The organism is Nonomuraea sp. NPDC050643 (genome assembly GCF_040654715.1).
Classification (GTDB): Bacteria; Actinomycetota; Actinomycetes; order Streptosporangiales; family Streptosporangiaceae; genus Nonomuraea.
The window spans coordinates 1-21,127 of the sequence record NZ_JBFAIM010000022.1 but is presented as its reverse complement, the minus strand read 5'-3'; the positions used below and the strand labels follow the sequence as shown (position 1 = coordinate 21,127).

Here is a 21,127-nt window from a genome sequence, read left to right as displayed (position 1 = left end):
ATTCGCGGGAGCGCCGTGAACGGATGACTCAGACGCCCATCGATTGGGTGTCGTTGCTCTCCGCGCCACCGGCCTCGGTGACGCCGTTCTTGAGGTGGTAGCGGGCGATGGCCTCGCGCAGCACCTCGCCGTCGAGCTCGCCCCGCTTGACCAGGCTGGTCAGCACGGCCAGCGTGATCGAGGCGGCGTCCACGTGGAAGTGGCGGCGCAGCGCCGAGCGGGTGTCGGACAGGCCGAACCCGTCGGTGCCCAGCGAGGACCAGTCACCCGGCACCCACTGCGCGATCTGGTCCTGCACGGCCTTCATGTAGTCGCTGACGCCCACGAACGGCCCCTGCGCCTCGGACAGCGCCTGGGTGACGTAGGGGACGCGCTGCTCGGCGTCGGGGTTGAGCAGGTTGTGCTCCTCGGCCGCCAGCGCGTCGCGGCGCAGCTCGGACCACGACGTGGCCGACCACACGGTCGCCGACACGCCCCAGTCCTCGGCCAGCAGCCGCTGCGCCTCCATCGCCCACGGCCCGGCCACGCCGGAGGACAGGATGTTGGCCTTCGGGCCCTGCGTCTGCGGCCCGTCGGCGAACTTGTACAGGCCCTTGAGCAGGCCAGGTATGTCGATGTCCGCCGGTTGCGCCGGCTGCAGGTAGGGCTCGTTGTAGACGGTCAGGTAGTAGAAGACGTCCTCCTGCTGGTCGCCGTACATCCTGCGCAGGCCGTCCTTGACGATGTGCGCCACCTCGAACGCCCAGGACGGGTCGTAGCTGACCGCGGCCGGGTTGGTCGAGGCGATGAGCGGCGTGTGGCCGTCTTCGTGCTGCAGGCCCTCGCCGTTGAGCGTGGTGCGGCCCGCGGTGGCGCCGAGCAGGAAGCCGCGGGTCATCTGGTCGGCCATCTGCCACATCTGGTCGCCGGTCCGCTGCCACCCGAACATCGAGTAGAAGATGTAGATCGGGATCATGTGCTCGCCGTGCGTGGCGTAGGCCGTGCCGGCCGCGATGGCCGAGGCCATCGAGCCCGACTCGCTGATGCCCTCGTGCAGGATCTGCCCCTGCACCGACTCCTTGTACGACAGCAGCAGCTCCCTGTCGACGGCCTCGTAGGTCTGGCCGTGCGGGGAGTAGATCTTCGCCGTCGGGAACATGGCGTCGAGACCGAACGTACGGGCCTCGTCGGGGATGATCGGCACGAACCGGTGGCCGATCTCCTTGTCGCGCATGAGGTCCTTGAGCAGCCGTACGAACGCCATCGTGGTGGCGACCTGCTGCTTGCCCGAGCCCTTGCCGAACGAGCCGTAGACCTCGTCGCCGGGCAGCTTGACCGGCTTGGCGCGCATGACGCGCTTGGGCAGCACGCCGCCGAGCGCCGCGCGGCGCTCCTTCATGTACTGGATCTCGGGGTCGTTCTCGCCCGGGTGGAAGTAGGGCGGCAGGTCGCCCTCGAGCGCCGAGTCCGGGATCGGCAGGTAGAGCCGGTCGCGGAACTCCTTCAGCTCGGCCTTGGTGAGCTTCTTCATCTGGTGCGTGGCGTTGCGCGCCTCGAAGTCCTTGCCGAGCGTCCAGCCCTTGATGGTCTGGGCGAGGATCACCGTCGGCTGGCCGACGTGCTCGCGGGCCGACTTGAACGCCGCGTAGACCTTGCGGTAGTCGTGGCCGCCGCGCGACAGCTTGCGGATGTCGTCGTCGGTCAGGTGCTCGACCATCTTGCGCAGGCGCGGGTCGCCGCCGAAGAAGTTGTCGCGGATGTAGCCGCCGGACTCGACCGAGTAGGTCTGGAACTGGCCGTCGGGGGTCGTGTTCATCTGGTTGACCAGCACGCCGTCGACGTCGGCCGCCAGCAGCGGGTCCCAGTCGCGGCCCCACACGACCTTGATCACGTTCCAGCCGGCGCCGCGGAAGTACGACTCCAGCTCCTGAATGATCTTGCCGTTGCCGCGCACCGGGCCGTCGAGCCGCTGCAGGTTGCAGTTGATCACGAAGGTGAGGTTGTCGAGCTCCTCGCGCGCGGCCAGGCCGATCGCGCCGAGCGACTCGGGCTCGTCCATCTCGCCGTCGCCCAGGAACGCCCACACGTGGCTGCGGCTGGTGTCCTTGAGCTCGCGGTTGAGCAGATAGCGGTTGAACCGCGCCTGGTAGATCGCGCCGATCGGGCCCAGGCCCATGGAGACCGTCGGGAACTCCCAGAAGTCCGGCATGAGCCGCGGGTGCGGGTAGGAGGGCAGCCCGTGGAAACCGTGCGACAGCTCCTGGCGGAACGCGTCGAGCTGGGCCTCGTTGAGCCGGCCCTCGAGGAAGGCACGGGCGTAGATGCCCGGCGCGGCGTGGCCCTGGAAGAAGACCTGGTCGCCCGACTCGCCGTGATCCTTGCCGCGGAAGAAGTGGTTGAAGCCCACTTCGTAGAGCGAGGCGGCCGAGGCGTAGGTGGCGATGTGGCCGCCCACGTTGGTGCGGGCGTTGGCCCGGGACACCATGATGGCCGCGTTCCAGCGGATGTAGGCGCGGATGCGGCGCTCGACATGCTCGTCGCCCGGGAACCAGGGCTCGCGCTCCGGCGGGATCGTGTTGATGTAGTCGGTGCTGCGCAGGCCCGGCACGCCGACCTGGTGCTCGCGGGCCCGCTCCAGCATGCGGAGCATCAGGTAGCGGGCTCTGGTGCGGCCCTCGGTCTTGACGACGTTGTCGAGAGACTCGAGCCACTCGTTGGTCTCGCTGGGATCGACATCAGGCAGCTGGCTGGGTAGGCCGTCGCTGATGATCGAGAATCGCTGGCGTCCGGAAGCCACTGGGTCTCGCCTTCCGAGATGGACTGATGTCTGGTCTGGGTCGCCTTCCATCCTGGTCGCTAGCCGTAGAAAACGCATCTCTACTAGCCAGTAACCAGAGTGTCCCTGCTGGCAGGGCCATCTACGATGGCCTAGACCACCGATGGTAGGACGAATTGCCACCAAAGGTTACATCCCACGGACAATTTAACAAGACAGGAAAACGAACGAAATTTCGCTCGAATGTCTTGGCGCTCCTGGGATGTCTCCTCCGTAGGCTTGGCTCCCCGGCCGGGGAGTGTTCTCACTCGCGGCGGGCGAGTCTAGCCGTCCTGCCTCAAGCCTGCCCCGCGCGGGCCTAGAGTGCCTCGTCGAGCGGTACGAGACCCTGCTGCAGCGCGTAGATCGCCGCCTGGGTGCGGTCGGCCACGCCGAGCTTGGCCAGAACGCTGGAGACGTGCGACTTGACGGTCTCCCTCCCCATGCGCAGGTTCCTGGCGATCTCGGCGTTCGAGCGGCCCCTGGCCAGCGCGGCCAGCACCTCGCGCTCCCTCGGCGTCAGCGTGTCCAGCGGCCGGCGCGTCCGGCCGAGCAGCACCGCCGCGATCCCGGGCTCCAGCACGCTGCCGCCGCGCGCGGCGGCCCGTACCGCCTCGACGACGCGATCGACGGCCGAGGTCTTGGACAGGTACGACAGCGCGCCCAGCCGCACGGCCGCCACCACCCTGTCGTCCTCCTGGAACGAGCTCAGCACGATCACCGCCGGGCGCTCGTCCAGGTCGCGCAGCCGTTCGAGCACCGCCAGGCCGTCCGTCCCGGGCATCACGAGGTCGAGCAGCATCACGTCGGGCCGCAGGTGCGGCACGGCGCGCAGCGCGCCCTCGCCGTCGCCGCTCTCGCCCACGACCTCGACGCCCTCCTCCTGGTCCAGCACGAACCGCAGGCCCTGCCTGACCACCTCGTGGTCGTCCACGATGAGCACCCGGATCGCCCTGCCGCCCGCGGCCCCTTCCGTACGGTCATCGGCCGCTCCTGTGCCGGGTGCGGTCGCCTTCATGCCGTCATCCGCCGCCCTCATGCCGTCATCCGCTCTCATGGCAGCCTCGCCGTCACCGTGGTTCCGCCCGCGTCGCTGCGGACGTCCAGGTGGCCGCCGAGCTCCGTGACGCGCTCGCGCATCAGCTTCAGCCCCATGCCGTGCCGGGCCGCCACGTCCGCCGGGTCGAAGCCGGCGCCGTCGTCCGACACCGAGACCGTGACGGCGCCGTCGCGGGCGCCGAGGCGTACCTCGATCGTGCCGGGGTCCGCGTGCTTGACCGCGTTGCCGAGCGCCTCCTGCACCAGGCGCAGCACCGCGTGCTCGGCCGGGGGAGGCAGCGCGACCTCCTCCAGCACGGCCTCGACCCGGATGCCCAGGCGTTCCTCGTAGGCGTGGCAGAGCTCCTCGAGCGCGGGCAGCAGGCCCGCGTCCTCCAGCGCCACCGGGCGCAGCTCGAGCAGCAGCGCCTGCATCTCGCGCATCGCGCGGAAGGCCGTGCGCTCCATCGACTCGGCCTGTTCGCTCACGGCGTCAGGGGCGGCCCTGCGCATGCCGGCGGCCAGCAGGCTCAGCGAGAACAGGTCCTGGGAGATCGAGTCGTGCAGCTCCCTGGCGATCCTGCCGCGCTCGGCCTGGCGGGCCTCGGCGTGCGCGCCGGCCCTGGCCGCCTCCACCGCCACGCCGAGCCGGTCGGCCATGACGTTGACCGACTGCTCCAGCGTGCTGACCTCGTCGGCGCCGGTCACCGGGATCCGGCGGCCGAAGTCGCCCGCCGCCACGGCCGTCGTCGCATCGGCCAGCCGGCGCACCCTGCTCGTCAGCCTGCGCGTGCTGAGCAGGCCGAACACCAGCCCCACGGGCACCACCAGCCCCACCACCAGCAGCCCCGGCGCGATCATGGGCCACACGGCGGGGGTGGGGACGGCGTCGGTGGGCCCCTGTACGTAGACGTATCCGATCACGTCGAAACCCGTCGCGTCGTCCGGCGCCTTGATCAGCACCGGGCTGAAATGCCAGGTCGTCGGGCCCGTCCTGGTGCTGGTCACCCGGCTGCCCGCCTCGCGTCCCGGCAGGGGTACGTCCAGCGTGCCGCCCGGCGGGTAGATCGGGGGCGCCGAACTCGCGACGACCACGCCGGCCGTGTCCACGATCGCGGCCAGCATGGCCAGGCCGGACTCGTGCCTCGGCCGGGCGCCGCCCGCCACCGTACGGCCCTTCGTCACGTCGGCCACCTCGTCGAGCAGCTCGCGCGGCGTCCTGCCGGGCTCGGCGGTCGAGAGCCTGGCCAGCTCCAGGTTCAGCACCTTCGTGTCGCCGGACGCCTGGTCGCGCAGCACGGCCGCCAGGTCGGTCGCGCCCGCGAGCGGGAGCAGATAGAAGGCCGCGATCACGGCCTCGACCAGGAGCACCGCCGTGGCGGTGACCAGCACGTACGACGCCGCCATTTTCCCGCGCAGCCCCCAACGCACCATCCGCGCAGCGTAACGTCCGGATCAACTTTCTTCCTCCCCCTCTCGGGGGAGCAAAACTTGCGAATCAGTCTTTTCCTGCGGCTTTCCGCGTACCAATGTGGGAGGTATGAATGCGACGGTAGGGGACCGGCTCCTGGTGCACGCGAATACCGTTGGCGAAGGGGACCGGAGCGGAGTGATCACGGAGGTCCAAGGCTCAGAGGGCGGACCTCCCTACATGGTGAGGTTCGATGACGGGCACACCGGGCTGGTATTTCCCGGTCCTGATGCCGTCGTCGTGCCTAAGTAAGATTTGCACGTGAGATCAGAAATCATCTCTGTGGCCACCGGTTCACGAGAGACCGTGCACGACATCACGGGGGCGTGCGCCGACTTCGTGCGGGCGCGGGGCGAAGACGGGCTGCTGCACGTCTTCGTGCCGCATGCCACGGCGGGCGTCGTGCTGATCGAGCTGGGCTCGGGCAGCGACGACGATCTGCTGGCGGCTCTGCGCGACCTGTTGCCGGCCGACGACCGCTGGCGTCACGCGCACGGTTCGCGCGGTCACGGCAGGGCGCACGTCATGCCCGCGCTGATCCCGCCGTACGCCACGATCCCCGTGCTGGGCGGGCGTATGGCCCTCGGGATGTGGCAGTCTGTCGCACTCGTGGACCTGAACGTCGACAACGCGCAACGCCAGGTTCGCCTGTCGTTTTTGTCTGATTGATTCTGGCCGACTACGGCCGTACCCGTGGCGACCGTTGACGACTGAGGGTCACAGCGTGTGGACTGTGCCGAAGCGATAAACCGCATAAGCGGGGCCACTCAAGCAGGAGGGATAAACGTGAGCGCGACCGCGGGTCAGGCGCAGGGCGAGCGCGGCCTGGCCGAACGACTCGGCCTCAAGCCGGGTCAGGTGGTGCAGGAGATCGGTTGGGACGAGGACGTCGACGACGAGCTTCGCGACTCCATCGAAGACCTGACCGGCAACGAGCTGCTGGACGACGGGAGTGACGACGTCGTCGACGTGGTGCTGCTGTGGTGGCGCGACGGCGACGGAGACCTCTTCGACGCCCTGACCAGCGCCATGCGAGCACTCGCCGACGGCGGCCAGATCTGGTTGCTGACTCCCAAGGCCGGACGCGACGGCCACGTGGAGCCGAGCGACATAGGGGAGGATGCCGCGACCGCGGGTCTCTCGCAGACCAGCAGCATCTCCGCCGCACCCGACTGGTCCGGGACCAGACTCGTCCCGCCGAAGGGCAGCCGCCGGTAGGGCATCCGCCGGTGCAGGGAGCCCGAGCGCCTGCCGTACGGCAGGATGATGCCTGTGAACGCACATCCTCTCGGGGTCGGCGCCCTGGCTCCGGATTTCGGGCTGCAGGACCAGCACGGCACTCCGGTGAGCCTGGCTCAGTTCCGGGGCACGAAGGTCGTGCTGGTCTTCTACCCGCTCGCATTCAGCGGGATCTGCCATGGAGAGCTGTCGGCGCTGCGCGACCGTCCGATCGAGGGCGCGCAGTTGCTGACCGTCTCCGTGGACTCCATGTTCACGCACCGTGCGTGGGCGGATCGTGAGGGTTACACGTTCCCCCTGCTCTCCGACTTCTGGCCACACGGACAGGTCGCGCGGGCGTACGGTGTGTTCGATGAGTCGAAGGGGTTCGCTCAGCGGGGGACCTTCATCATCGACGGCGAGGGCGTGCTCCGGTGGTCGGTGGTCAATCCGATCTCCTCGGCTCGTGACGTCGCCGACTACGTGAAGGCGCTCGCCGACATTTCATGATTTCGGAGGGAAGGATGCCCTGCTATCGGTGCGGGGCCCGGCAGACCGACCCGGTGCGCGGCGCCAGCCCGTGGCAGCGCGGGGTGCGCAACGAGTCCCAGGTGTTGATCTGCCCGGACTGTCAACGACTGCACGACCTCGACCTCGACGCGTGCGCGACGTGCGGGTCCACGGCGCTGATCTGCCGTCTGGGCGAGGTGGAGTGCCGGTCCTGCGGGGACGTGCGCCTGGCGCGCTCGTCCGACCCGCTCAGCCCCGCCCCGGTGGCGCCGCCGCCCGGGCTGTCGGCTGAGGTGGAGGCCGCGCTGAACCGGGTGCTCGGACGGGCCTGAGCGGCTCTGGGGGGCTGGTTCGGGGTCGGGGGCGACCTGATGGGTGCCGTCGTGCCCGCGCGGCTTCGTAAGCCGCCTGGGGGCCTCCGCCGCTCCGGTCCATCTTCTATCGGCGGAGGAGGGCACCGGCTGTCGGTCGGGAGGACGCTGGCTTGTCAGCGGGGAGGACGCTGGCTTATGTGCCGGGAGGACGCTGGCTTATCGGCCGGAGGGGACCGGCTGAGGGTCGTGTTCGTCGGCCGGGAAGGCGTCCGCTGAGGGTCACGGCTTTTCGGGACATTTACTGAGCTGCGCTATCGTCTTCTTTCGTGTCCGCTATGAGTTCGTTCGTCGTCGCGCTCGACGTCGGTGGCACGTCCATGAAGGGCGGCCTGGTCAGCGAGTCCGGCGCGGTGCTGCTCAGCGAGCGGCGCCCGACCCCCCGGACGGAGGGACCGGACGCGGTGGTGGCCGCCATCTCCGCCTTCATCAGCCACCTGGCCTCCTCGGGCGACGGCATCCCGGCCGGCGTCGGCCTCGCGGTGCCGGGGCTCGTGTCGGCGGACTCCGCCATCTACGCGGCCAACCTCGGCTGGCGCGACGTACCGGCCACGGACTTCACCAGCCTGGACATCCCCGTCATGCTGGGGCACGACGTACGCACGGGCGGGCTGGCGGAGAGCATCCTCGGCGCCGGCCGCGGCCTCACCGACTTCCTCTTCCTGCCCATCGGCACCGGCATCGCGGGCACCTCGATCATCCGCGGCGAGCCGTACGGCGGCTCATCGGGCTGGGCGGGCGAGATCGGCCACACCCCGGTGTTCCCGGACGGGGAGCAGTGCGCGTGCGGGCAGTTCGGGTGCCTGGAGACGTACGCGTCGGCGGCCTCGGTGGGGCGCCGGTACAGCGAGCGGGCGGGCTTGGAGGGCGTCAAGGCGGAGCAGGTGGTCGCCTCGGACGATCCGATCGCCATCGAGGTCTGGGACGAGGCGGTGGAGGCGCTGTCGCTGGCGCTGGCGACGTACACGCTGCTGCTGGACCCGTCGGTGATCGTCCTCGGCGGCGGCCTGGCCGAAGCGGGCCCCGCCCTTTTCGACCCCGTACGGACCCGCCTGATCAAGCGCCTGGCCTTCCGCGAGGCGCCACCGCTGGTACCGGCGGCGCTGGGAGTGGACGCCGGGATGCTGGGCGCGGCGCTGCTGGGGTGGCGCGCGGCGGGCCGAGGCGAACTGGGGCCGGGGTGGGCGGTGGATGTGCGATCGGGGCCGTTGGTGTCGTAAGGTGTAGTGCCGATCAGGGGCGGTTAGCTCAGCGGTAGAGCACTCGCCTTACAAGCGAGGGGTCACTGGTTCGAACCCAGTACCGCCCACGTATTGAAGAAGGCCGTCATTGACGGCACGAGCCGGTGGCTTCATCAAGGCCGAGGATGATCGTTGCACCGCCCGGATGGTTCGCGAGCGCGCTCAGGGTGGAGGCGAGGGACTGCGGCAGCCCCTCCTGCCGCCGACTTGACCTCGATAACGTCGTTGTCGCCTTCGGCCGCGCGGAGACGCGCCACCAGCTCGTTCACGTGCTGGCTCATGGGCAAATGTAACCAAGAGCTGGTTACAGCTCATCCCCTGACCTGACGCTGCCGCATGGAGGGGCGGCATGGTCACGTGCTCTTGAACCGCCGGCGGTGTGCGTTCACACGGGTGGATCGCTCTGCAGCGAGGCCGGGTGTGCCATTAGCGGGTCATCGGCCGGTGCGTGACGTCCTGTTCGGGGTCAGCGGGGGCGGGGGCCCTTCTTCTTGCGGGCCGGTGTGGTCCGGCGGGGGGAGCCGTTCTGGGTGGGTTTGCGGGTCTGTCGCTGTGCCGGCTTCTCCGCGGGGGAGACAGGGGTGCGGCCTCGTGAGCTGTTCACCGTCCGGCCGCGGACGATGCCGATGAAGTCTTCCATCAGGTCGGTGGTCGCGTCCGTGGGCCAGGCCAGCGCCACCTGGGACTGCGGCGCGTCCAGAACCGGCCGGTACGTGAGATCCCTGCGGTGGTGCAGGCGGGCCAGCGACTGCGGGACCAGGAGCAGCCCGGAGCCGGCCGCCACCAGCTCGACCGCCTCCGCCGTCGTGGCCGGGCGGGTGAACGCGGGCAGGCCGGGCCGGGCCGTCCACTCGATGGTGTCGTCCAGAGGGTGGAACGTCTCGTCGTCGGCCAGGTCGGCGACGCCCACCTCGTCGGCGGCGGCCACCGCGTGGTCCTTGGGCACCACGACCACCGTGGTCTCCACGTAGAGGGGGATCACGCTGAGCCCCTCCCGGTCGATCGGGAGCCTGACGAACCCGGCGTCGGCGCGGCCGTCCCGCAGGAGCTCCACCACCTCGGCGGCCGGAACCGCGACCAGCTTGAGCGGCACATCGGGCACCCTCTCGGCCCAGACGTTGACCCATTTCGCGGGGGTCACCCCGGGTGCGTACGCCAGCCGGAACTCCCTGCCGGTCTCCCCATCAGTCATTCGCTCAGGGTACCGATGTCAGGAAACCCCTTCCGACTGACTACGCTCGACGCCATGACCTCGTCCAAATCGAAGACCATCCAGACGATGAAGCCCGAGACGGCGGCCAAGAAACTGGGTGTCCTCCTGTCAGCCACTCCCGCCGAGTTCCAGGCGGGCGTCGTCTCCAGGGACGAGCTGAACCAGTTGCAGGCGACGCCGCCCGCCTGGCTCGCCGACCTGCGCCGCAACGGCCCGCATCCCAAGCAGGTCGTCGCCGCGAAGCTCGGGGTCTCCATTTCCGGCCTGGCCAGGGGCGGGATCACCGAGCCGCTCACCACGGCCGAGATCGACGCGCTGAAGGCGGAGAACCCGGAGTGGCTGGAGCGCGAGCGGTCCATCCAGGCCGAGGCCCGCAAAGAGGCACTCCGCCTCAAGCAGCGCTAGAAGGCGGAAACGGGTGGCGAGCGTCCGGCGGTCGTGCCGGTCGGCCGGCTAGAGGTTGTCGAACGTGATGAGCGCCAGGTACGCGACCGACCCGACGAGCAGGCACGTGCTGCCGATGGCCACGCCCGCCGAGACGGCGAAGATGCGTTCGTCCTGAGGGCGTCCCGTCGTTATCGCTCTTCCCAGAACGGCGCCGCCGGCCGGAAGGAGCACGGCGGCGATTCCTCCTCCGACGACCAGCTCCGTGGTCAGCCCCAGCCACCGCCACACGCTCCAGGCGAGCAGCCCGTAACCGGCCGACGCCGCGACGGTGGCGACGGTGAAGCCGAGGCTGCCGTACAGGTAGGTGCGTTGGGCGGGGGTGGCGGTCAGGGAGGTGATGGTCGCGCGCAGGGTGGGCCGGCTCAAGGCGTTCTGCGAGGGGAGACGGCCGTGAAGAACAGCCACAAGCCGGTCGCCGAGCAGACGACCGCGACCAGGATCAGCGGCAGGAACAGGGCGGGCGGCAGTTGCGTCGTCCTGCTGGAGATCCCGACGAAGATGATGGCGAAACCCATGAGCACTTGGGACACGCCGTAACGGCGGGTGTCGTACTGCACGGCCTCGCGGTCGAGCAGGCGGGGGATGCGATCGGTGGCCGGCGTGTACGTGCCGAGCGCGGCCATGAGGCACGCCGATGCCAGGGCGATGGTCCGCACCACGGTTGAGGCCACTTCTGTCGGCTCCTGGGTCGGCGGGTGAAGCCCTCGGCGTTACGGTCTGCGGGGCTTCCTGGCGCGGGAGACATGACGGAAAGGCAGCCCGCCGGGGACGGCGAGGATCCCGTTCGTGTCGATGTCCCCGGCGAACCATACCGTGTCGCTGATGCCGGGACCTGGGACAGGGAAGGAGCACTGGCTCTGGCCGTCCGGTTTGAGCAGGACGAGGCGGCTGTCGGTGCTCCATCGGCGGCCGTTGGCCCGTTCGCCCCCTGCGGCGACCACGCGGACCCTTTCCAGGCGGCATGGCCAGACCTCCCACGGGCTGGTCCGGAGGATGCGCAGCTCCGTACGCCGGGCCCGTTGCCAGGCGGCGACGATGCCGAGCGTGATCACGGTCGTGACGGCGAGCAGCACGCCCATGAAGCCCGCCGGTCCGTCCTGGGGGATCAGCCAGGCCACGAGGCAGAGCTGGACCGCGAGCACGGGGATCCCTCGGCGAAGGCCCGCTCTCGCCTCCCTGCGCGCGAGGTCCAGCACCTCGGGGGTCTGCGCCGCGGTGCCGGGGAGGATGCGGTAGCCGTACTCGCGAGCAGTCATGTCCGTCTTCCCGGGGATCGCCGCAGTTTCCTGGAATCGCCACAGTGGCAAGAGCGACCGTACCGGGGTCAGGGGACGATCAGGGGCTCGCCGTTGGCGCGGACGTTCCTGAGGATCAGGTCCTCGACGTGTTCGACCACGACGGGGGTCGTGGTGGTGCCGAAGTCGACGTCGGTCAGGGTGAGGCCGCGGATGGGCGCGTCGGGGTAGCCGCGCAGGTTGAGGGCGCGTCTGGCCGTCCGTACGGTCACATCCCGTACGTCGATCCCGCCCACCCTGGGGTTGAAGCCGTGCCCGGGGCCCTCCTCGTAGGAGAAGTCGATGTCGATGACCGAGCCGCCGACCTGGCCGATCTCGATGTCCCTGGCGTAGAAGCCCTCCACGAACCCCCCGCGTACGGAGTTCGTCTTGAACCGCAGCGCGATGTCGAGGTTGGGGCTGGACATCGCGCACTCCCTGATGAAGACCTCGCGTACGCCGCCCGACATCTCGCTGCCGATCGTCATGCCGCCGTGCCCGTCGCGGAAGGTGCAGTTCTCGACCAGGATGTGCTCGCTGGGCACGTTCACCCGGCGGCCGTCGGCGTTGCGGCCCGACTTGATGGCGATGCAGTCGTCGCCCGTGTCGAACGTGCAGCCGCGGATCACCACCATCCGGCTCGACTCGGGGTTGCAGCCGTCGTTGTTCGGGCCGTGCGTGTTCACCGTGACGTTCCGGACGAGCACGTTCTCCGAGAGTGTGGGGTGGATCTCCCACATCGGGGAGTTGACGATGGTGACGCCCTCGATCAGCACGCTCCGGCAGCGGTAGGGCTGGATGAACGACGGGCGCAGGTAGCCGCCCTCGCCGTAGAGCCGCCGCTCGACCGGTACGCCCTGCTCGGCCTGGGCGAACAGGGCGGCCCTGGCCTCGGCCTGGCGCGGCTCGCCGGGCTCCCAGCCGTGGTCGCCCGAGCCCTTCCACGGCCACCAGTGGTCGTCGTCCGCCTGCCCGTCGAGCACGCCGGAGCCGGTCACCGCGATGTTGCGCCGGCCGTACGCGTAGATCAAGGGGGAGTAGTTGTAGAGCTCGACGCCCTCGAACCTGGTCAGCACCAGCGGCAGGTACGCCTTCGGGTCGGTGCTGAACAGGAGCGTGGCGCCCGCGGTGACGTGGAGGTCGACGTTGTCCAGGAGGTGGATGGCGCCGGTGAGGAAACGGCCCTCCGGGACGTCCACGTGGCCGCCGCCCGCCCGGTGGCAGGCCCGGATCGCGGAGCGGATGGCCGCCGTGGAGTCCGTCACCCCGTCCCCGGCGGCGCCGTAAGCCCTGATGTCGAAACGGCGCCGGGGGAATCTCGGGGCGCGCACCCGCGCGGCGATGTGGTCGGCGCGTGTCCACGGATCGGTGGCGGCCGGGGCGCCGGAGGCGGGGCTCGCGTCGAGGGGGGACACAGGGCCCGCGTTGAGGGCGAGGGCGGATACGGCCATGGCGCGCATGGCGTTGCGGCGGCTTAGCATCGGCGGCTCCCTACCAGGTCGGGGCACCCGGATCATAAGCCAACCAGTTGCAGTGATCTAGATATATCCGCCATATCGGGCCAGGAAAGCGGCTGCAACCCTTTGCAGAAGGTCAGTCGAACCGGCCCGCGTAATACTCATGACCACCGGGCTGATCGCCGAGCCGACCGCCGGGCGCGTCGCCGGGCTCGAAACGGGCGGCCCACTCGTTCACCTGCTCCGGCGTCGGGTCGCCGCCCAGGCCGGCCGCGGCGAGGGACGGCGCCTTGCCGAGTTCGCGCCACTGCTCGGGCGAGAGGGTGAGCGAGAGCAGGCCGTTCAGCTCGGAGATCGGGGTGAGGTCGCGGACGGCGGCGTCCGCGAGGTCGAGACCTTCCAGGCGCGGGAACGTGCGCAGCACGCCGAGATCGACGGGGTTCCCGGTGCCGAGCCGCACCACGCGCAAGGTCGGGTGCCCGGCCAGTTGGCCCAGGTCGACAGCACGCAGGTCGAGCCGCAGCGCTTCGAGCGGGGCGTCGAGCAGGGGGCGCAGGTCGACGGTGCCCTCGCCGCCGCCGCCGAACAGCACGACGGTGCGCAGGTGCGGCGCGCGGCGGACGGGCTCCAGGTCGACACCCCCGGCCCGGTCGACGACGAGGGACTGAACGGTGTGCGGGTTCTGGGGGATCGGGCCCTCGCCGCGCCAGAAGGCGTCGGTGGCGTCCAGGTAGCTCGGGAGGCGGGCATCCAGCTCCAGGTGGTCGTCGTCCTCCCAGTAGTCGCCCTGGTCGAGTGCCGTCACGAGGCCGCGCAGCATGGCCGTCACCGAGTCGGCGACGTAGACCGGCGCGCCGTCGTAGTGGATCCCGACGCGGATGACCTGGCCGGGACGGCCCTCCGGCCCCGGGTCCATGTCGACCGCCAGGTAGTCGCCGCCCGTGCTGGTCGCGAACGGGATCCAGCCCGGGCTGCTCCGCTGCCGCCGGATGAGGCCGGGCGGCTCCGCGTCGCCGGGCATCGCCCACAGCGGGTCGTCCGTCCACTTCCAGGCGGACCGGTGATGGACGACGGTCGTGGTCGACGCCAGGGTGAACCACAGGTGGCCGTGGAAGAGGCCGGTCTCGTCGTCGCCGTCGGCCTCGCCGTACAGGGCGACCAGGTCGGGAGGCAGTTCGCCGTGGAAGGCGGCCAGCAGGGCGGCGCGTTCGGCGGGAGGCAGCGGGGGCGGGAGGGGGTCCGCCTCGCCCAGGATGTCCGCGCGCTTGCGCACGTAGTCCCGGAACAGGCGGACGGCCTCGTCCGGATCGCCCGCGGGTGCCGGGTCGGAGGGCGGGGCCTGCTCGGCTCCGGGCTCGGCGGGCAGGAGGTCCGGGCGCAGGACGTACAGGAGCCGGTCCTGCTCGTCGCGCACGCGCGTGATCGCCTGGCTGAGCACCGCCTCGAACCGGCCGGAGGGCTCCACGAACAGCTCGATCGTCAGGTCCTCCGTGGTGGCGCTGAGCTCGTACAGCTCCCGCAGGCCGCCGAGGGAGACGCGCAGGTCGTGGACGTCGCCGCCGGGCATGTCGTAGCCCGTACCGTGGTGCCCGGAATGGGATGGGCCTCGGTAGGCGCGTACCCGTCCTCGGCGCCAGCCCTGCGGGGCGGATGACCCGACTTGTGCGGCCATGTCCCGTAGCACCTTGGTGATGGCGATTTTCCGCTGATCGTCCATGTCGGTCAGTTCTACACCCTGCCATCGGAGGGAGAAGGCTCCGTCTCCGGATCTCGCCCGCCGTCAGGTCCAGGTGGCACACGTGCTCGTCCAGGTGGTCGCGCAGCAGGAAGGGGCCGTGCCCTTCCCAGCCCAGGCCGGTGTCGAGCACGTCGCCGGCGGGGAACGGTGACATGGCCGATGATCGGGCCCCTGCGTGGTCTGCCATATCTGAGGACCTCGGTTTGAGTAGGGCCTACTCATGCCCCCTGGCCCGGCCGAGGTGACGATTACCGGGTGTAGGACACACCTGGGGGGAGACATCATGGCTGACACGACGAAACAGGACAACTGGCGGCACTGCAACAAGTGCTTCGGTCTCTGGTGGAACGGGGCTCCGACGAACGGGGTCTGCCCGGCTGGCGGCGCGCACCACGCCGGCGGGAGCTGGAACTTCTACGTGCCGGCCAATCCGGCCGAGCACCTGTAGTCCTGACGGGAAGCCGAAGGTCCCGTTCTCTAAAGGGAACGGGACCTTCGTTCATGCCGCGGCGACCGGGCAGGCGGTGCTGGTGCCCGTACCGATCGAATAGAGGAGGACCTGGCGGAAGGCCGCAGGAACGACGCCCCGGCCCGCGCAGAGCGTGAAGTCGCCGGTCGTGGCATGCAGGACCACCCGGCAACCGGGCAGCGGCCGGTTGTCGAAGGAGCCGACGCGCTGGCCGGGAACCCTGCCGATGAAGTTGTCGCAGCTCGTGTAGGTGACGTTGTTGGTCGGGCGGGTGAAGGCGGTGTCGGAGAAGAGGGTGAGGCCGCCGGTGGCCGACGTGGCGGTCGCGGGGGCGGCCGACAGGACGAGCGCCGCGGCGGCGGTGGCGGTCGCGCACACGGCGCGGGCTCGGTTCGTCGCGCGTGACATGCTGCTCCTCGGAGAAAGCCGGAAACTCAACAGTGGCGCGGGCATGCGACGACCGAATCGCCCGCGCGGACATCGTGCTGGAACCCCGTGGTGAACACGCGTCCAACTTCACCCCGGACGCGTGGCCTCATCATGAGCGACGGTTGTCCGTCTGTAAAGCTTTCCCGCATGCGCCGCCGGCGCCGAGGAGCAAGATCCCGCCGGGCGGTCGCCGCCGCGGCCACCCGGCGGGTGATCCGGGGGTCAGCCGCGGGTCTCCACCCACACGCTGACCGTCGTGTGCGGGGAGATGCCCGTGTACGACACCGTTCCGACGGGCTGCCATGGGCCTTCGATGGGGATCAGTCCCACCTCCGGCAGGAAGTGCCGTTGCAGGACCCTGATGCGGTGCTCGCCCGTGCCACCGGTGCACAGGCTCGTGGCCCATCGTTCCCCGGTGCTGATCTGGTAGCCGCAGCCGGTGGGCGCGGCCAGGGCGCTGGGAGCGGCCGCGATGAGCAGGACAGTGGTGAGCAGAGCGGCGCCGGCCGCCTTTGTTCTCGCGTGCATGGAGGACTCCCTTGGCGAGAATGCTTAGGAAAGTTTCCTAAAGGTAAAGGCGGGGGCGGCCGGCGTCAATGGCGTCTACCAGCGGTGGTGGATCTGCGGGCGGATGAGGTCGTCGTAGATGCCCTGGACCGCCGCCAGGGCCTGCGGCTCAAGGGGGGCCAAGGAGGCGGCGGCGGTGTTGGCGGTGGCCTGGGCCGGGTTGCGGGCGCCGGGGATGACGACCGAGACGCCCTCCTGGTCCAGGATCCAGCGCAGCGCGAACTGGGCCATGGTCACGCTCTCCGGGACCAGCGGGGCCAGCCGGCGCACCGCCTCCAGGCCGGTGGCGAAGTCCACGCCGGAGAAGGTCTCCCCGACGTCGAACGCCTCCCCGTGCCGGTTGTAGGTGCGGTGGTCGTCGGCGGCGAACGTCGTGTGCTCGTCGTACTTGCCCGACAGCAGGCCGCTGGCCAGCGGGACCCGGGCGATGATGCCCACCCCGGCGGCGCGGGCGGCCGGGAGGACCTGCTCCAGGGGCTTGAGCCGGAGCGCGTTGAGGATGATCTGGACGGTGGCCACGCCGGGGCGGGCGATGGCGGTGAGGGCCTCGTCGCAGGTCTCCACGCTGACGCCGTACGCGGCGATCTTCTTCTCGGACACCAGGGTGTCGAGGGCGTCGAAGACGGCGTCCGTCGCGTAGACGGGGGTCGGCGGGCAGTGGAGTTGCACCAGGTCGATGGTGTCCACGCCCAGGTTGCGGCGGGAACGCTCGTTCCAGGCGCGGAAGTTGGACATGACGTAGTTCGACGGGATCTGCTCCAGCCGCCGGCCCATCTTCGTGGCCACGGTGAGCTCGGGACGGTCCTTGGCGAAGCGGCCGACGATCTGCTCGCTGCGCCCGTCGCCGTAGACGTCGGCGGTGTCGATGAAGGTGACGCCCCCGTCCACGGCGGCCCGCAGCGTGGCGACGGCCTCGTCCTCCGTCACCTGGCCCCAGTCGGCGCCGAGCTGCCAGGCGCCGAGACCGACCACGCCGACCGCGCGGCCCGTACGTCCCAACAAGCGCTGTTCCATGGGTTGTCAACCTTTCGGCGTGCGGACTCCTGAGCAGCACCAACAATATTCGGATGCGACCGGGCACGGCCTTTCGGCCTGGTTCGAGGGGGCCTCCCGCACGGGCAGGGTCAAGGCTGCCAGACGTAGGGCGTCGTGGTGGTGACCGCTTCGAAGCCCAGGCGTTGCAGGATCGGGCGACTGTCCTCCGAGGCGTCCACCTGGAGATAGTCGACGCCCGACGCCACCGCCAGCCGTGCCCGGTGGGCCACGAGCGCGCGGTAGACGCCGCGTCCCCTGAACTCCTTCAGCGTCGAGCCGCCCCACAGCCCGGCGAAGCGGGTGCCCGGCTTGTGCACGAGCCAGGCGGCCGACACCACCCGGCCTCCCGACTCGGCCACCAGGACCTCCGTGGATCCGTCGGCCACCCGCCTGATCAGGTCGTCGGCGAGCCAGCTCCAGTCCTCGCCCCACACGACCGACTCCATCTCGGCGATGGCCCGCAGGTCGTGGTCGGCGGTGACCTGGCGGAGGGTCACGTCCTCCGGGAGCGGGGGCTCGGCCCGCAGCTCCTCGGCCACGCCGATCAGCACCGTCTCCGCGGGCTCCGGGACGAAGCCGGCGCGGGTGAGCCGGTCGGGCAGGTCGGCAGGCCGGTCGTGGCCGCGGGTCTTCCACTCGAAGGCCTCGCCGCGCGCCCCGAAGTACGCGCACTGCCGGGCGATCAGCTCGTCCAGGCCCTCGGGATCGAGCACGGGCGGCCCTTCCACGAAGCCCCGGTACAGGCCGCTCACCCGTAGCAGCGGCCCGTCCAACTCGTAGGTGAGCCCGGCGGGGATCGGGTCGGGGATCCACCGGCGGGTCCGGTCGTACGCCGCAAGGAGGGATTCGTTCACGAACGGGCACTTTAGCCGAGGAAGAGGACGAGGTGGCCGGCGTGCGTTCAGGACGTGCGCGGCGTCGGCGGGGCGGACGACCGCGCCCCGCCCCAAGGGTGGTCGTGGGGCGGGGCGCGGGCCGCGTCGGCGCGGCCACCCTCTTCACCATGCGACCGGCCGGGTGGCCCGGCCCAGGTCCAGAGAGCGCGCATTCCGCGCCCGGAGTGGTCAGGGGAGCGGTACGGCGGCGCTCACGGTGGTCCCCGAGCCGGGCACGCTGTTGATCTTCAGTGTGCCGGCGACCTCCGTGAGGCCGCTCCGCATGATCAGCCCCGCCGCCCCGGCCCCGTCGTCGCTGATCGTCAGCCGCAGCCCGCGCCGTCCGACGGTGACCGCGATGCAGGCGGTACGCGCCCGGCTGTGCCGCTCCACGTTGTCGAACGCCTCCCGTACGGTGGCCAGCACCGCCTCGGCCACCCGTGGCGGCACGTCGCCGTCCGGCAGCGCCCACACCTCCACCGCGATCCCCGTCCGTTCCTCCCACCGCTCCAGGTAGTTCTCCAGCGCCTGTGCGAACCTCATGTCGTTTCCCCGATTCCACCACCCTCACGGGGAAGGCGTTCCACGACGTTCCGGCCCGTGTCAGCGGGGGCAGGCCCCCGTGTGCGTGGGGCCGGACGTGAGCAGCAGCCGTCTGGCCAGGATCTCCGCGGCCACGTCCGCGCCCATCGCGAGCCCGTCGAAGTTGCTGAAGGAGAAGTGCAGCCCGCCGGCCACGCGCGAGCGGCCCGCGTCGGCGGCGGCGGCCGAGAAGCCGGGGAAGCTCCGCCGCCAGGGCTGCCCGGTGGCCGGATCGACCGGAGCGGAGTCGGTGACCAGCGTGAACGGGATGCGGTCGGCGCAGAAGAAGCCCGCCAGCGCGGCGGCGCCCGCGCCGCTGAAGGAGCTGTGGCCCGAGACGTACTCGGGCGAACTGCCCGCGCTGCCCGCCCGCGCCCGCCAGCCCGCCATCGGCTCGGTGTACGGGTTCCCGTCCGTGTCCGCCTGCTGGACGGCCGCCTGGGGCCGCCAGTGCCGGTGGGTGTACTTGGTCATGACCGTCGGGATCGAGGTGTCGGCCAGCGCCATGCCGAGCAGCGCGAACAGCCGCGCCTTGTCCGGCAGCGCCAGCGGCCGTGGCACGCCGAGCGCGATCTTGATCCACTCGCCGGGCGGCTGGGCGGTGCCCACGGGCAGCGACCAGTACTGGTAGACGGCCGACTTGTCCGCGTCCGGGATGCCGGTGTCGCCGAGCAGCCTGACCTCGGCGAACGCCGCCGCGTAGGCCAGGCTCGCGAGCGGCGGCGGCCCGTCCCCCAGGTACGGGCCCGCGTCGGCGATCCCGAACGGCCGCATGTTCCGGTACTGCACCCCGGACCACGCCTGCCCGAACACGCCGGGCCCCGTCCCCGCGGGCTGGGTCTCGACCGGCGACGAGCCGTCGCCCTGCCTGTCCGTGTGGACGTCCCCGCCCACGGTCTCGCCCCAGGCGCGGCCCGCGGCGACGCGCGGACCCGTCCCCAAACGGGCCAGGTCCGCCGTCAGCCGCTCGGTCAGCGGGCCGGCCTGGCCCGGGTAGAGACGGGTGAGCACCGCGTGGGCCGCCGCCAGCGCCGCGGCCTGCTGGTCGCCCCGCGCGGGCGCGCCCCTGGGGTCGCGCAGCGCGGGCGTCCTGACCCGATGGTCGCCACGGGCCGAGGCGATGCCGTTGACCGCGTCGTACATGCCGATGTTGACCATCGCGTACGTCCTGGCGGCGTCGGAGTCGGAGGCCCGCTCCGCCCGTACGACCGCCAGGGCCTGCTCGTTCCCGATCCGCACCGCGTCCACGTCCGGCGGCACGTCCGGTAACACGTTCGCCGGCAGGCCGGTCGGCGGCACGATGAGCAGCAGCGCGAGAACCCTGTTCATGAGACTCCCCTGGAGACGTCCGGCCCCCCGATCTCATGAAAGGTGCTCCCTCGCCGAGCTCTCGCCAATATCCGGCAGGGCTAGGCGGCCGTGCGGCGGCTCACGCGGTGGTCGTCCAAGGTGCGCGCCATCGCGTGCAGCGCCCGGCGCAGCGTGATCCCGTCCAGGTGGCCGTAGGAGAAGACGATCCCGTTGCCGGGCGTCCCGCGCGGATGGTGGTAGGAGGCCAGCTCGGCCACCTGGATCCGCCGCGTCCGCAGCCCCCTGACCACCGACTCGGCCCGGACGGACGGCGGGAGCAGCAGCGTGGCCGCCGCGCCGGTGTCCGCGCCGAGCAGCCGGAGGTCCGGGTAGGCGCCGAGGGCCTGGCGGACGAGGGCGCGCTTGGCGGCGTACAGGTGCGACAGCCGCTCCGCCCGCCTGGCCACGCAGCCCGACTCGAGCAGGTCGGCCACCGCGAGCTGGCACGTGTACGACGGCTGCCCGTGCCCGCCCGACATGCCCTCCTCGATCGCCCGCACCGGCCGCCCCGGCACCACCGCGAACGACAGCCGCAAGGTCGGCGTCAGCAGGTCGCCGAACGAGCCCACCATGGCAGTGGCGGCGGCGTCCCCGATGGCCAGCACGCTGGGACGCGGGCTGAGCGCGGTGTTGAACAGGCCGTCGAAGGCGGGCTCGAGCACCAGCCCGCCCCTCTGGCGCGCCCACCCGGCCAGGGCCCGGCGGCGCTCGACCGGCATGCGCGTGCCGAGCGGGGTGCCCCGCTCCGGCAGCACCACCACGACGTCGCAGGACGCGGGGATCAGGTCGGGACGCGCGCCCGAGCGGTCCGCGGGCAGCGGCAGCACCGTGCCGAGCCGGCCGAGCGCGGCCCTGAGAGCCGGCGGCGCGGGATCCTCCAGGGCGATGACCGGCGGCGGCCCGCCCCGCGCGCGCAGGATCAGCTCCAGCGCGTCGCCGAGCCCGGCCGTGACGACCACCTCGTGGCCGTCCAGCACCAGGCCGCGGCACTCGCGCAGGTACGCGCGGATCGCGGCCCGCAGCTCGGGCAGCCCCGCCGCGGGCGGCT

24 protein-coding genes and 1 tRNA gene are annotated in these 21,127 nt (G+C 71.1%); 9 read left to right on the top strand and 16 right to left on the bottom strand.

Annotation, left to right across the window (positions count from 1 at the left end; genetic code table 11):
• Positions 1-28: 28 nt before the first annotated feature.
• From aceE to AB0I15_RS28570, 3 genes are all read right to left on the bottom strand, one after another.
• A complete protein-coding gene (gene aceE / locus AB0I15_RS28580; protein WP_358101857.1) occupies positions 29-2,776 on the bottom strand; it encodes a pyruvate dehydrogenase (acetyl-transferring), homodimeric type in 2,748 nt (915 codons plus the stop codon).
• Positions 2,777-3,113: 337 nt separating this feature from the next.
• A complete protein-coding gene (locus tag AB0I15_RS28575) occupies positions 3,114-3,833 on the bottom strand; it encodes a response regulator transcription factor (RefSeq protein WP_358101855.1) in 720 nt (239 codons plus the stop codon).
• A gap of 14 nt (positions 3,834-3,847) precedes the next feature.
• A complete protein-coding gene (locus AB0I15_RS28570) occupies positions 3,848-5,266 on the bottom strand; it encodes an ATP-binding protein (protein ID WP_358101853.1) in 1,419 nt (472 codons plus the stop codon).
• Between the two features lie 106 nt (positions 5,267-5,372).
• Here AB0I15_RS28570 and AB0I15_RS28565 point away from each other — a divergent pair, with 106 nt between their 5' ends.
• The 7 genes from AB0I15_RS28565 to AB0I15_RS28535 all read left to right on the top strand — a co-directional run bounded on the left by AB0I15_RS28565 (position 5,373) and on the right by AB0I15_RS28535 (position 8,711).
• Positions 5,373-5,555: a DUF1918 domain-containing protein gene (locus AB0I15_RS28565; RefSeq protein WP_358101851.1), complete on the top strand. Its 183-nt coding sequence runs from the start codon at positions 5,373-5,375 to the stop codon at positions 5,553-5,555.
• A gap of 9 nt (positions 5,556-5,564) precedes the next feature.
• A complete protein-coding gene (locus AB0I15_RS28560; RefSeq protein ID WP_358101849.1) occupies positions 5,565-5,972 on the top strand; it encodes a YjbQ family protein in 408 nt (135 codons plus the stop codon).
• Between the two features lie 117 nt (positions 5,973-6,089).
• Complete coding sequence (locus AB0I15_RS28555; RefSeq protein WP_103955523.1) at positions 6,090-6,521, top strand: DUF3052 domain-containing protein; 432 nt, start codon at positions 6,090-6,092, stop codon at positions 6,519-6,521.
• Positions 6,522-6,569: 48 nt separating this feature from the next.
• Positions 6,570-7,031 carry a peroxiredoxin gene (locus tag AB0I15_RS28550; protein WP_358101846.1) on the top strand — a complete coding sequence of 154 codons (462 nt, stop codon included), beginning with the start codon at positions 6,570-6,572 and terminating at the stop codon, positions 7,029-7,031.
• A 14-nt stretch (positions 7,032-7,045) separates the two neighbouring features.
• Positions 7,046-7,363: a hypothetical protein gene (locus tag AB0I15_RS28545; RefSeq protein WP_358101844.1), complete on the top strand. Its 318-nt coding sequence runs from the start codon at positions 7,046-7,048 to the stop codon at positions 7,361-7,363.
• A gap of 317 nt (positions 7,364-7,680) precedes the next feature.
• Positions 7,681-8,622, top strand: a complete 942-nt coding sequence (locus AB0I15_RS28540) for an ROK family protein (RefSeq protein WP_358101842.1) — start codon at positions 7,681-7,683, stop codon at positions 8,620-8,622.
• A gap of 17 nt (positions 8,623-8,639) precedes the next feature.
• Positions 8,640-8,711: transfer RNA gene (locus AB0I15_RS28535), tRNA-Val, on the top strand.
• Positions 8,712-9,109: 398 nt separating this feature from the next.
• Here the strand turns inward: AB0I15_RS28535 and AB0I15_RS28530 are convergent.
• Complete coding sequence (locus AB0I15_RS28530; RefSeq protein ID WP_358101840.1) at positions 9,110-9,835, bottom strand: LysR family substrate-binding domain-containing protein; 726 nt, start codon at positions 9,833-9,835, stop codon at positions 9,110-9,112.
• 54 nt (positions 9,836-9,889) lie between these two features.
• Between AB0I15_RS28530 and AB0I15_RS28525 the strand changes: the two genes are divergently transcribed.
• A complete protein-coding gene (locus AB0I15_RS28525; protein ID WP_358101838.1) occupies positions 9,890-10,261 on the top strand; it encodes a DUF5997 family protein in 372 nt (123 codons plus the stop codon).
• A 48-nt stretch (positions 10,262-10,309) separates the two neighbouring features.
• On the opposite strand, the gene AB0I15_RS28520 is transcribed toward AB0I15_RS28525, so the two are convergent.
• From AB0I15_RS28520 to AB0I15_RS28500, 5 genes are all read right to left on the bottom strand, one after another.
• Positions 10,310-10,669, bottom strand: a complete 360-nt coding sequence (locus tag AB0I15_RS28520) for a hypothetical protein (protein WP_358101836.1) — start codon at positions 10,667-10,669, stop codon at positions 10,310-10,312.
• The gene (locus AB0I15_RS28515) at positions 10,666-10,974 is read right to left on the bottom strand and encodes a hypothetical protein (RefSeq protein WP_358101834.1); all 309 of its coding nucleotides are present in this window, start codon (positions 10,972-10,974) and stop codon (positions 10,666-10,668) included. The genes AB0I15_RS28520 and AB0I15_RS28515 overlap by 4 nt, the downstream gene beginning before the upstream one ends.
• Before the next feature lie 39 nt (positions 10,975-11,013).
• Positions 11,014-11,559 carry a hypothetical protein gene (locus tag AB0I15_RS28510; RefSeq protein WP_358101832.1) on the bottom strand — a complete coding sequence of 182 codons (546 nt, stop codon included), beginning with the start codon at positions 11,557-11,559 and terminating at the stop codon, positions 11,014-11,016.
• Positions 11,560-11,627: 68 nt separating this feature from the next.
• Positions 11,628-13,058, bottom strand: coding sequence for a glycoside hydrolase family 28 protein (locus AB0I15_RS28505; protein WP_358101830.1), 1,431 nt, complete (start codon positions 13,056-13,058; stop codon positions 11,628-11,630).
• Between the two features lie 112 nt (positions 13,059-13,170).
• Positions 13,171-14,706 carry an SMI1/KNR4 family protein gene (locus tag AB0I15_RS28500; RefSeq protein WP_358101828.1) on the bottom strand — a complete coding sequence of 512 codons (1,536 nt, stop codon included), beginning with the start codon at positions 14,704-14,706 and terminating at the stop codon, positions 13,171-13,173.
• Between the two features lie 349 nt (positions 14,707-15,055).
• Here AB0I15_RS28500 and AB0I15_RS28495 point away from each other — a divergent pair, with 349 nt between their 5' ends.
• Positions 15,056-15,220, top strand: a complete 165-nt coding sequence (locus tag AB0I15_RS28495; RefSeq protein ID WP_358101826.1) for a hypothetical protein — start codon at positions 15,056-15,058, stop codon at positions 15,218-15,220.
• 51 nt (positions 15,221-15,271) lie between these two features.
• Here the strand turns inward: AB0I15_RS28495 and AB0I15_RS28490 are convergent, their stop codons facing one another.
• The 7 genes from AB0I15_RS28490 to AB0I15_RS28460 form a co-directional block, all read right to left on the bottom strand.
• On the bottom strand, positions 15,272-15,649 hold the full coding sequence (locus AB0I15_RS28490) for a hypothetical protein (RefSeq protein WP_358101824.1): 378 nt from the start codon (positions 15,647-15,649) through the stop codon (positions 15,272-15,274).
• Between the two features lie 243 nt (positions 15,650-15,892).
• Positions 15,893-16,198: a hypothetical protein gene (locus AB0I15_RS28485; protein ID WP_358101822.1), complete on the bottom strand. Its 306-nt coding sequence runs from the start codon at positions 16,196-16,198 to the stop codon at positions 15,893-15,895.
• Between the two features lie 75 nt (positions 16,199-16,273).
• On the bottom strand, positions 16,274-17,251 hold the full coding sequence (locus AB0I15_RS28480) for an aldo/keto reductase (RefSeq protein WP_358101820.1): 978 nt from the start codon (positions 17,249-17,251) through the stop codon (positions 16,274-16,276).
• A gap of 110 nt (positions 17,252-17,361) precedes the next feature.
• Complete coding sequence (locus AB0I15_RS28475; protein ID WP_358101818.1) at positions 17,362-18,126, bottom strand: GNAT family N-acetyltransferase; 765 nt, start codon at positions 18,124-18,126, stop codon at positions 17,362-17,364.
• A gap of 210 nt (positions 18,127-18,336) precedes the next feature.
• Positions 18,337-18,690, bottom strand: coding sequence for a hypothetical protein (locus AB0I15_RS28470; RefSeq protein ID WP_358101816.1), 354 nt, complete (start codon positions 18,688-18,690; stop codon positions 18,337-18,339).
• Between the two features lie 60 nt (positions 18,691-18,750).
• The gene (locus tag AB0I15_RS28465; protein ID WP_358101814.1) at positions 18,751-20,058 is read right to left on the bottom strand and encodes a vanadium-dependent haloperoxidase; all 1,308 of its coding nucleotides are present in this window, start codon (positions 20,056-20,058) and stop codon (positions 18,751-18,753) included.
• An 80-nt stretch (positions 20,059-20,138) separates the two neighbouring features.
• The coding region (locus AB0I15_RS28460) for a hypothetical protein (RefSeq protein ID WP_358101812.1) at positions 20,139-21,127 on the bottom strand (989 nt) is incomplete at its 5' end.

Coding starts and splice junctions, on each gene's coding strand:
- AB0I15_RS28575 (WP_358101855.1), bottom strand. CDS start 3,833: ATGAGGGCGGCGGATGACGGCATGAAGGCGACCGCACCCGGCACAGGA.
- AB0I15_RS28570 (WP_358101853.1), bottom strand. CDS start 5,266: ATGGTGCGTTGGGGGCTGCGCGGGAAAATGGCGGCGTCGTACGTGCTG.
- AB0I15_RS28565 (WP_358101851.1), top strand. CDS start 5,373: ATGAATGCGACGGTAGGGGACCGGCTCCTGGTGCACGCGAATACCGTT.
- AB0I15_RS28550 (WP_358101846.1), top strand. CDS start 6,570: ATGCCTGTGAACGCACATCCTCTCGGGGTCGGCGCCCTGGCTCCGGAT.
- AB0I15_RS28545 (WP_358101844.1), top strand. CDS start 7,046: ATGCCCTGCTATCGGTGCGGGGCCCGGCAGACCGACCCGGTGCGCGGC.
- AB0I15_RS28540 (WP_358101842.1), top strand. CDS start 7,681: ATGAGTTCGTTCGTCGTCGCGCTCGACGTCGGTGGCACGTCCATGAAG.
- AB0I15_RS28530 (WP_358101840.1), bottom strand. CDS start 9,835: ATGACTGATGGGGAGACCGGCAGGGAGTTCCGGCTGGCGTACGCACCC.
- AB0I15_RS28525 (WP_358101838.1), top strand. CDS start 9,890: ATGACCTCGTCCAAATCGAAGACCATCCAGACGATGAAGCCCGAGACG.
- AB0I15_RS28510 (WP_358101832.1), bottom strand. CDS start 11,559: ATGACTGCTCGCGAGTACGGCTACCGCATCCTCCCCGGCACCGCGGCG.
- AB0I15_RS28505 (WP_358101830.1), bottom strand. CDS start 13,058: ATGCTAAGCCGCCGCAACGCCATGCGCGCCATGGCCGTATCCGCCCTC.
- AB0I15_RS28500 (WP_358101828.1), bottom strand. CDS start 14,706: ATGGCCGCACAAGTCGGGTCATCCGCCCCGCAGGGCTGGCGCCGAGGA.
- AB0I15_RS28495 (WP_358101826.1), top strand. CDS start 15,056: ATGGCTGACACGACGAAACAGGACAACTGGCGGCACTGCAACAAGTGC.
- AB0I15_RS28490 (WP_358101824.1), bottom strand. CDS start 15,649: ATGTCACGCGCGACGAACCGAGCCCGCGCCGTGTGCGCGACCGCCACC.
- AB0I15_RS28485 (WP_358101822.1), bottom strand. CDS start 16,198: ATGCACGCGAGAACAAAGGCGGCCGGCGCCGCTCTGCTCACCACTGTC.
- AB0I15_RS28480 (WP_358101820.1), bottom strand. CDS start 17,251: ATGGAACAGCGCTTGTTGGGACGTACGGGCCGCGCGGTCGGCGTGGTC.
- AB0I15_RS28470 (WP_358101816.1), bottom strand. CDS start 18,690: ATGAGGTTCGCACAGGCGCTGGAGAACTACCTGGAGCGGTGGGAGGAA.
- AB0I15_RS28465 (WP_358101814.1), bottom strand. CDS start 20,058: ATGAACAGGGTTCTCGCGCTGCTGCTCATCGTGCCGCCGACCGGCCTG.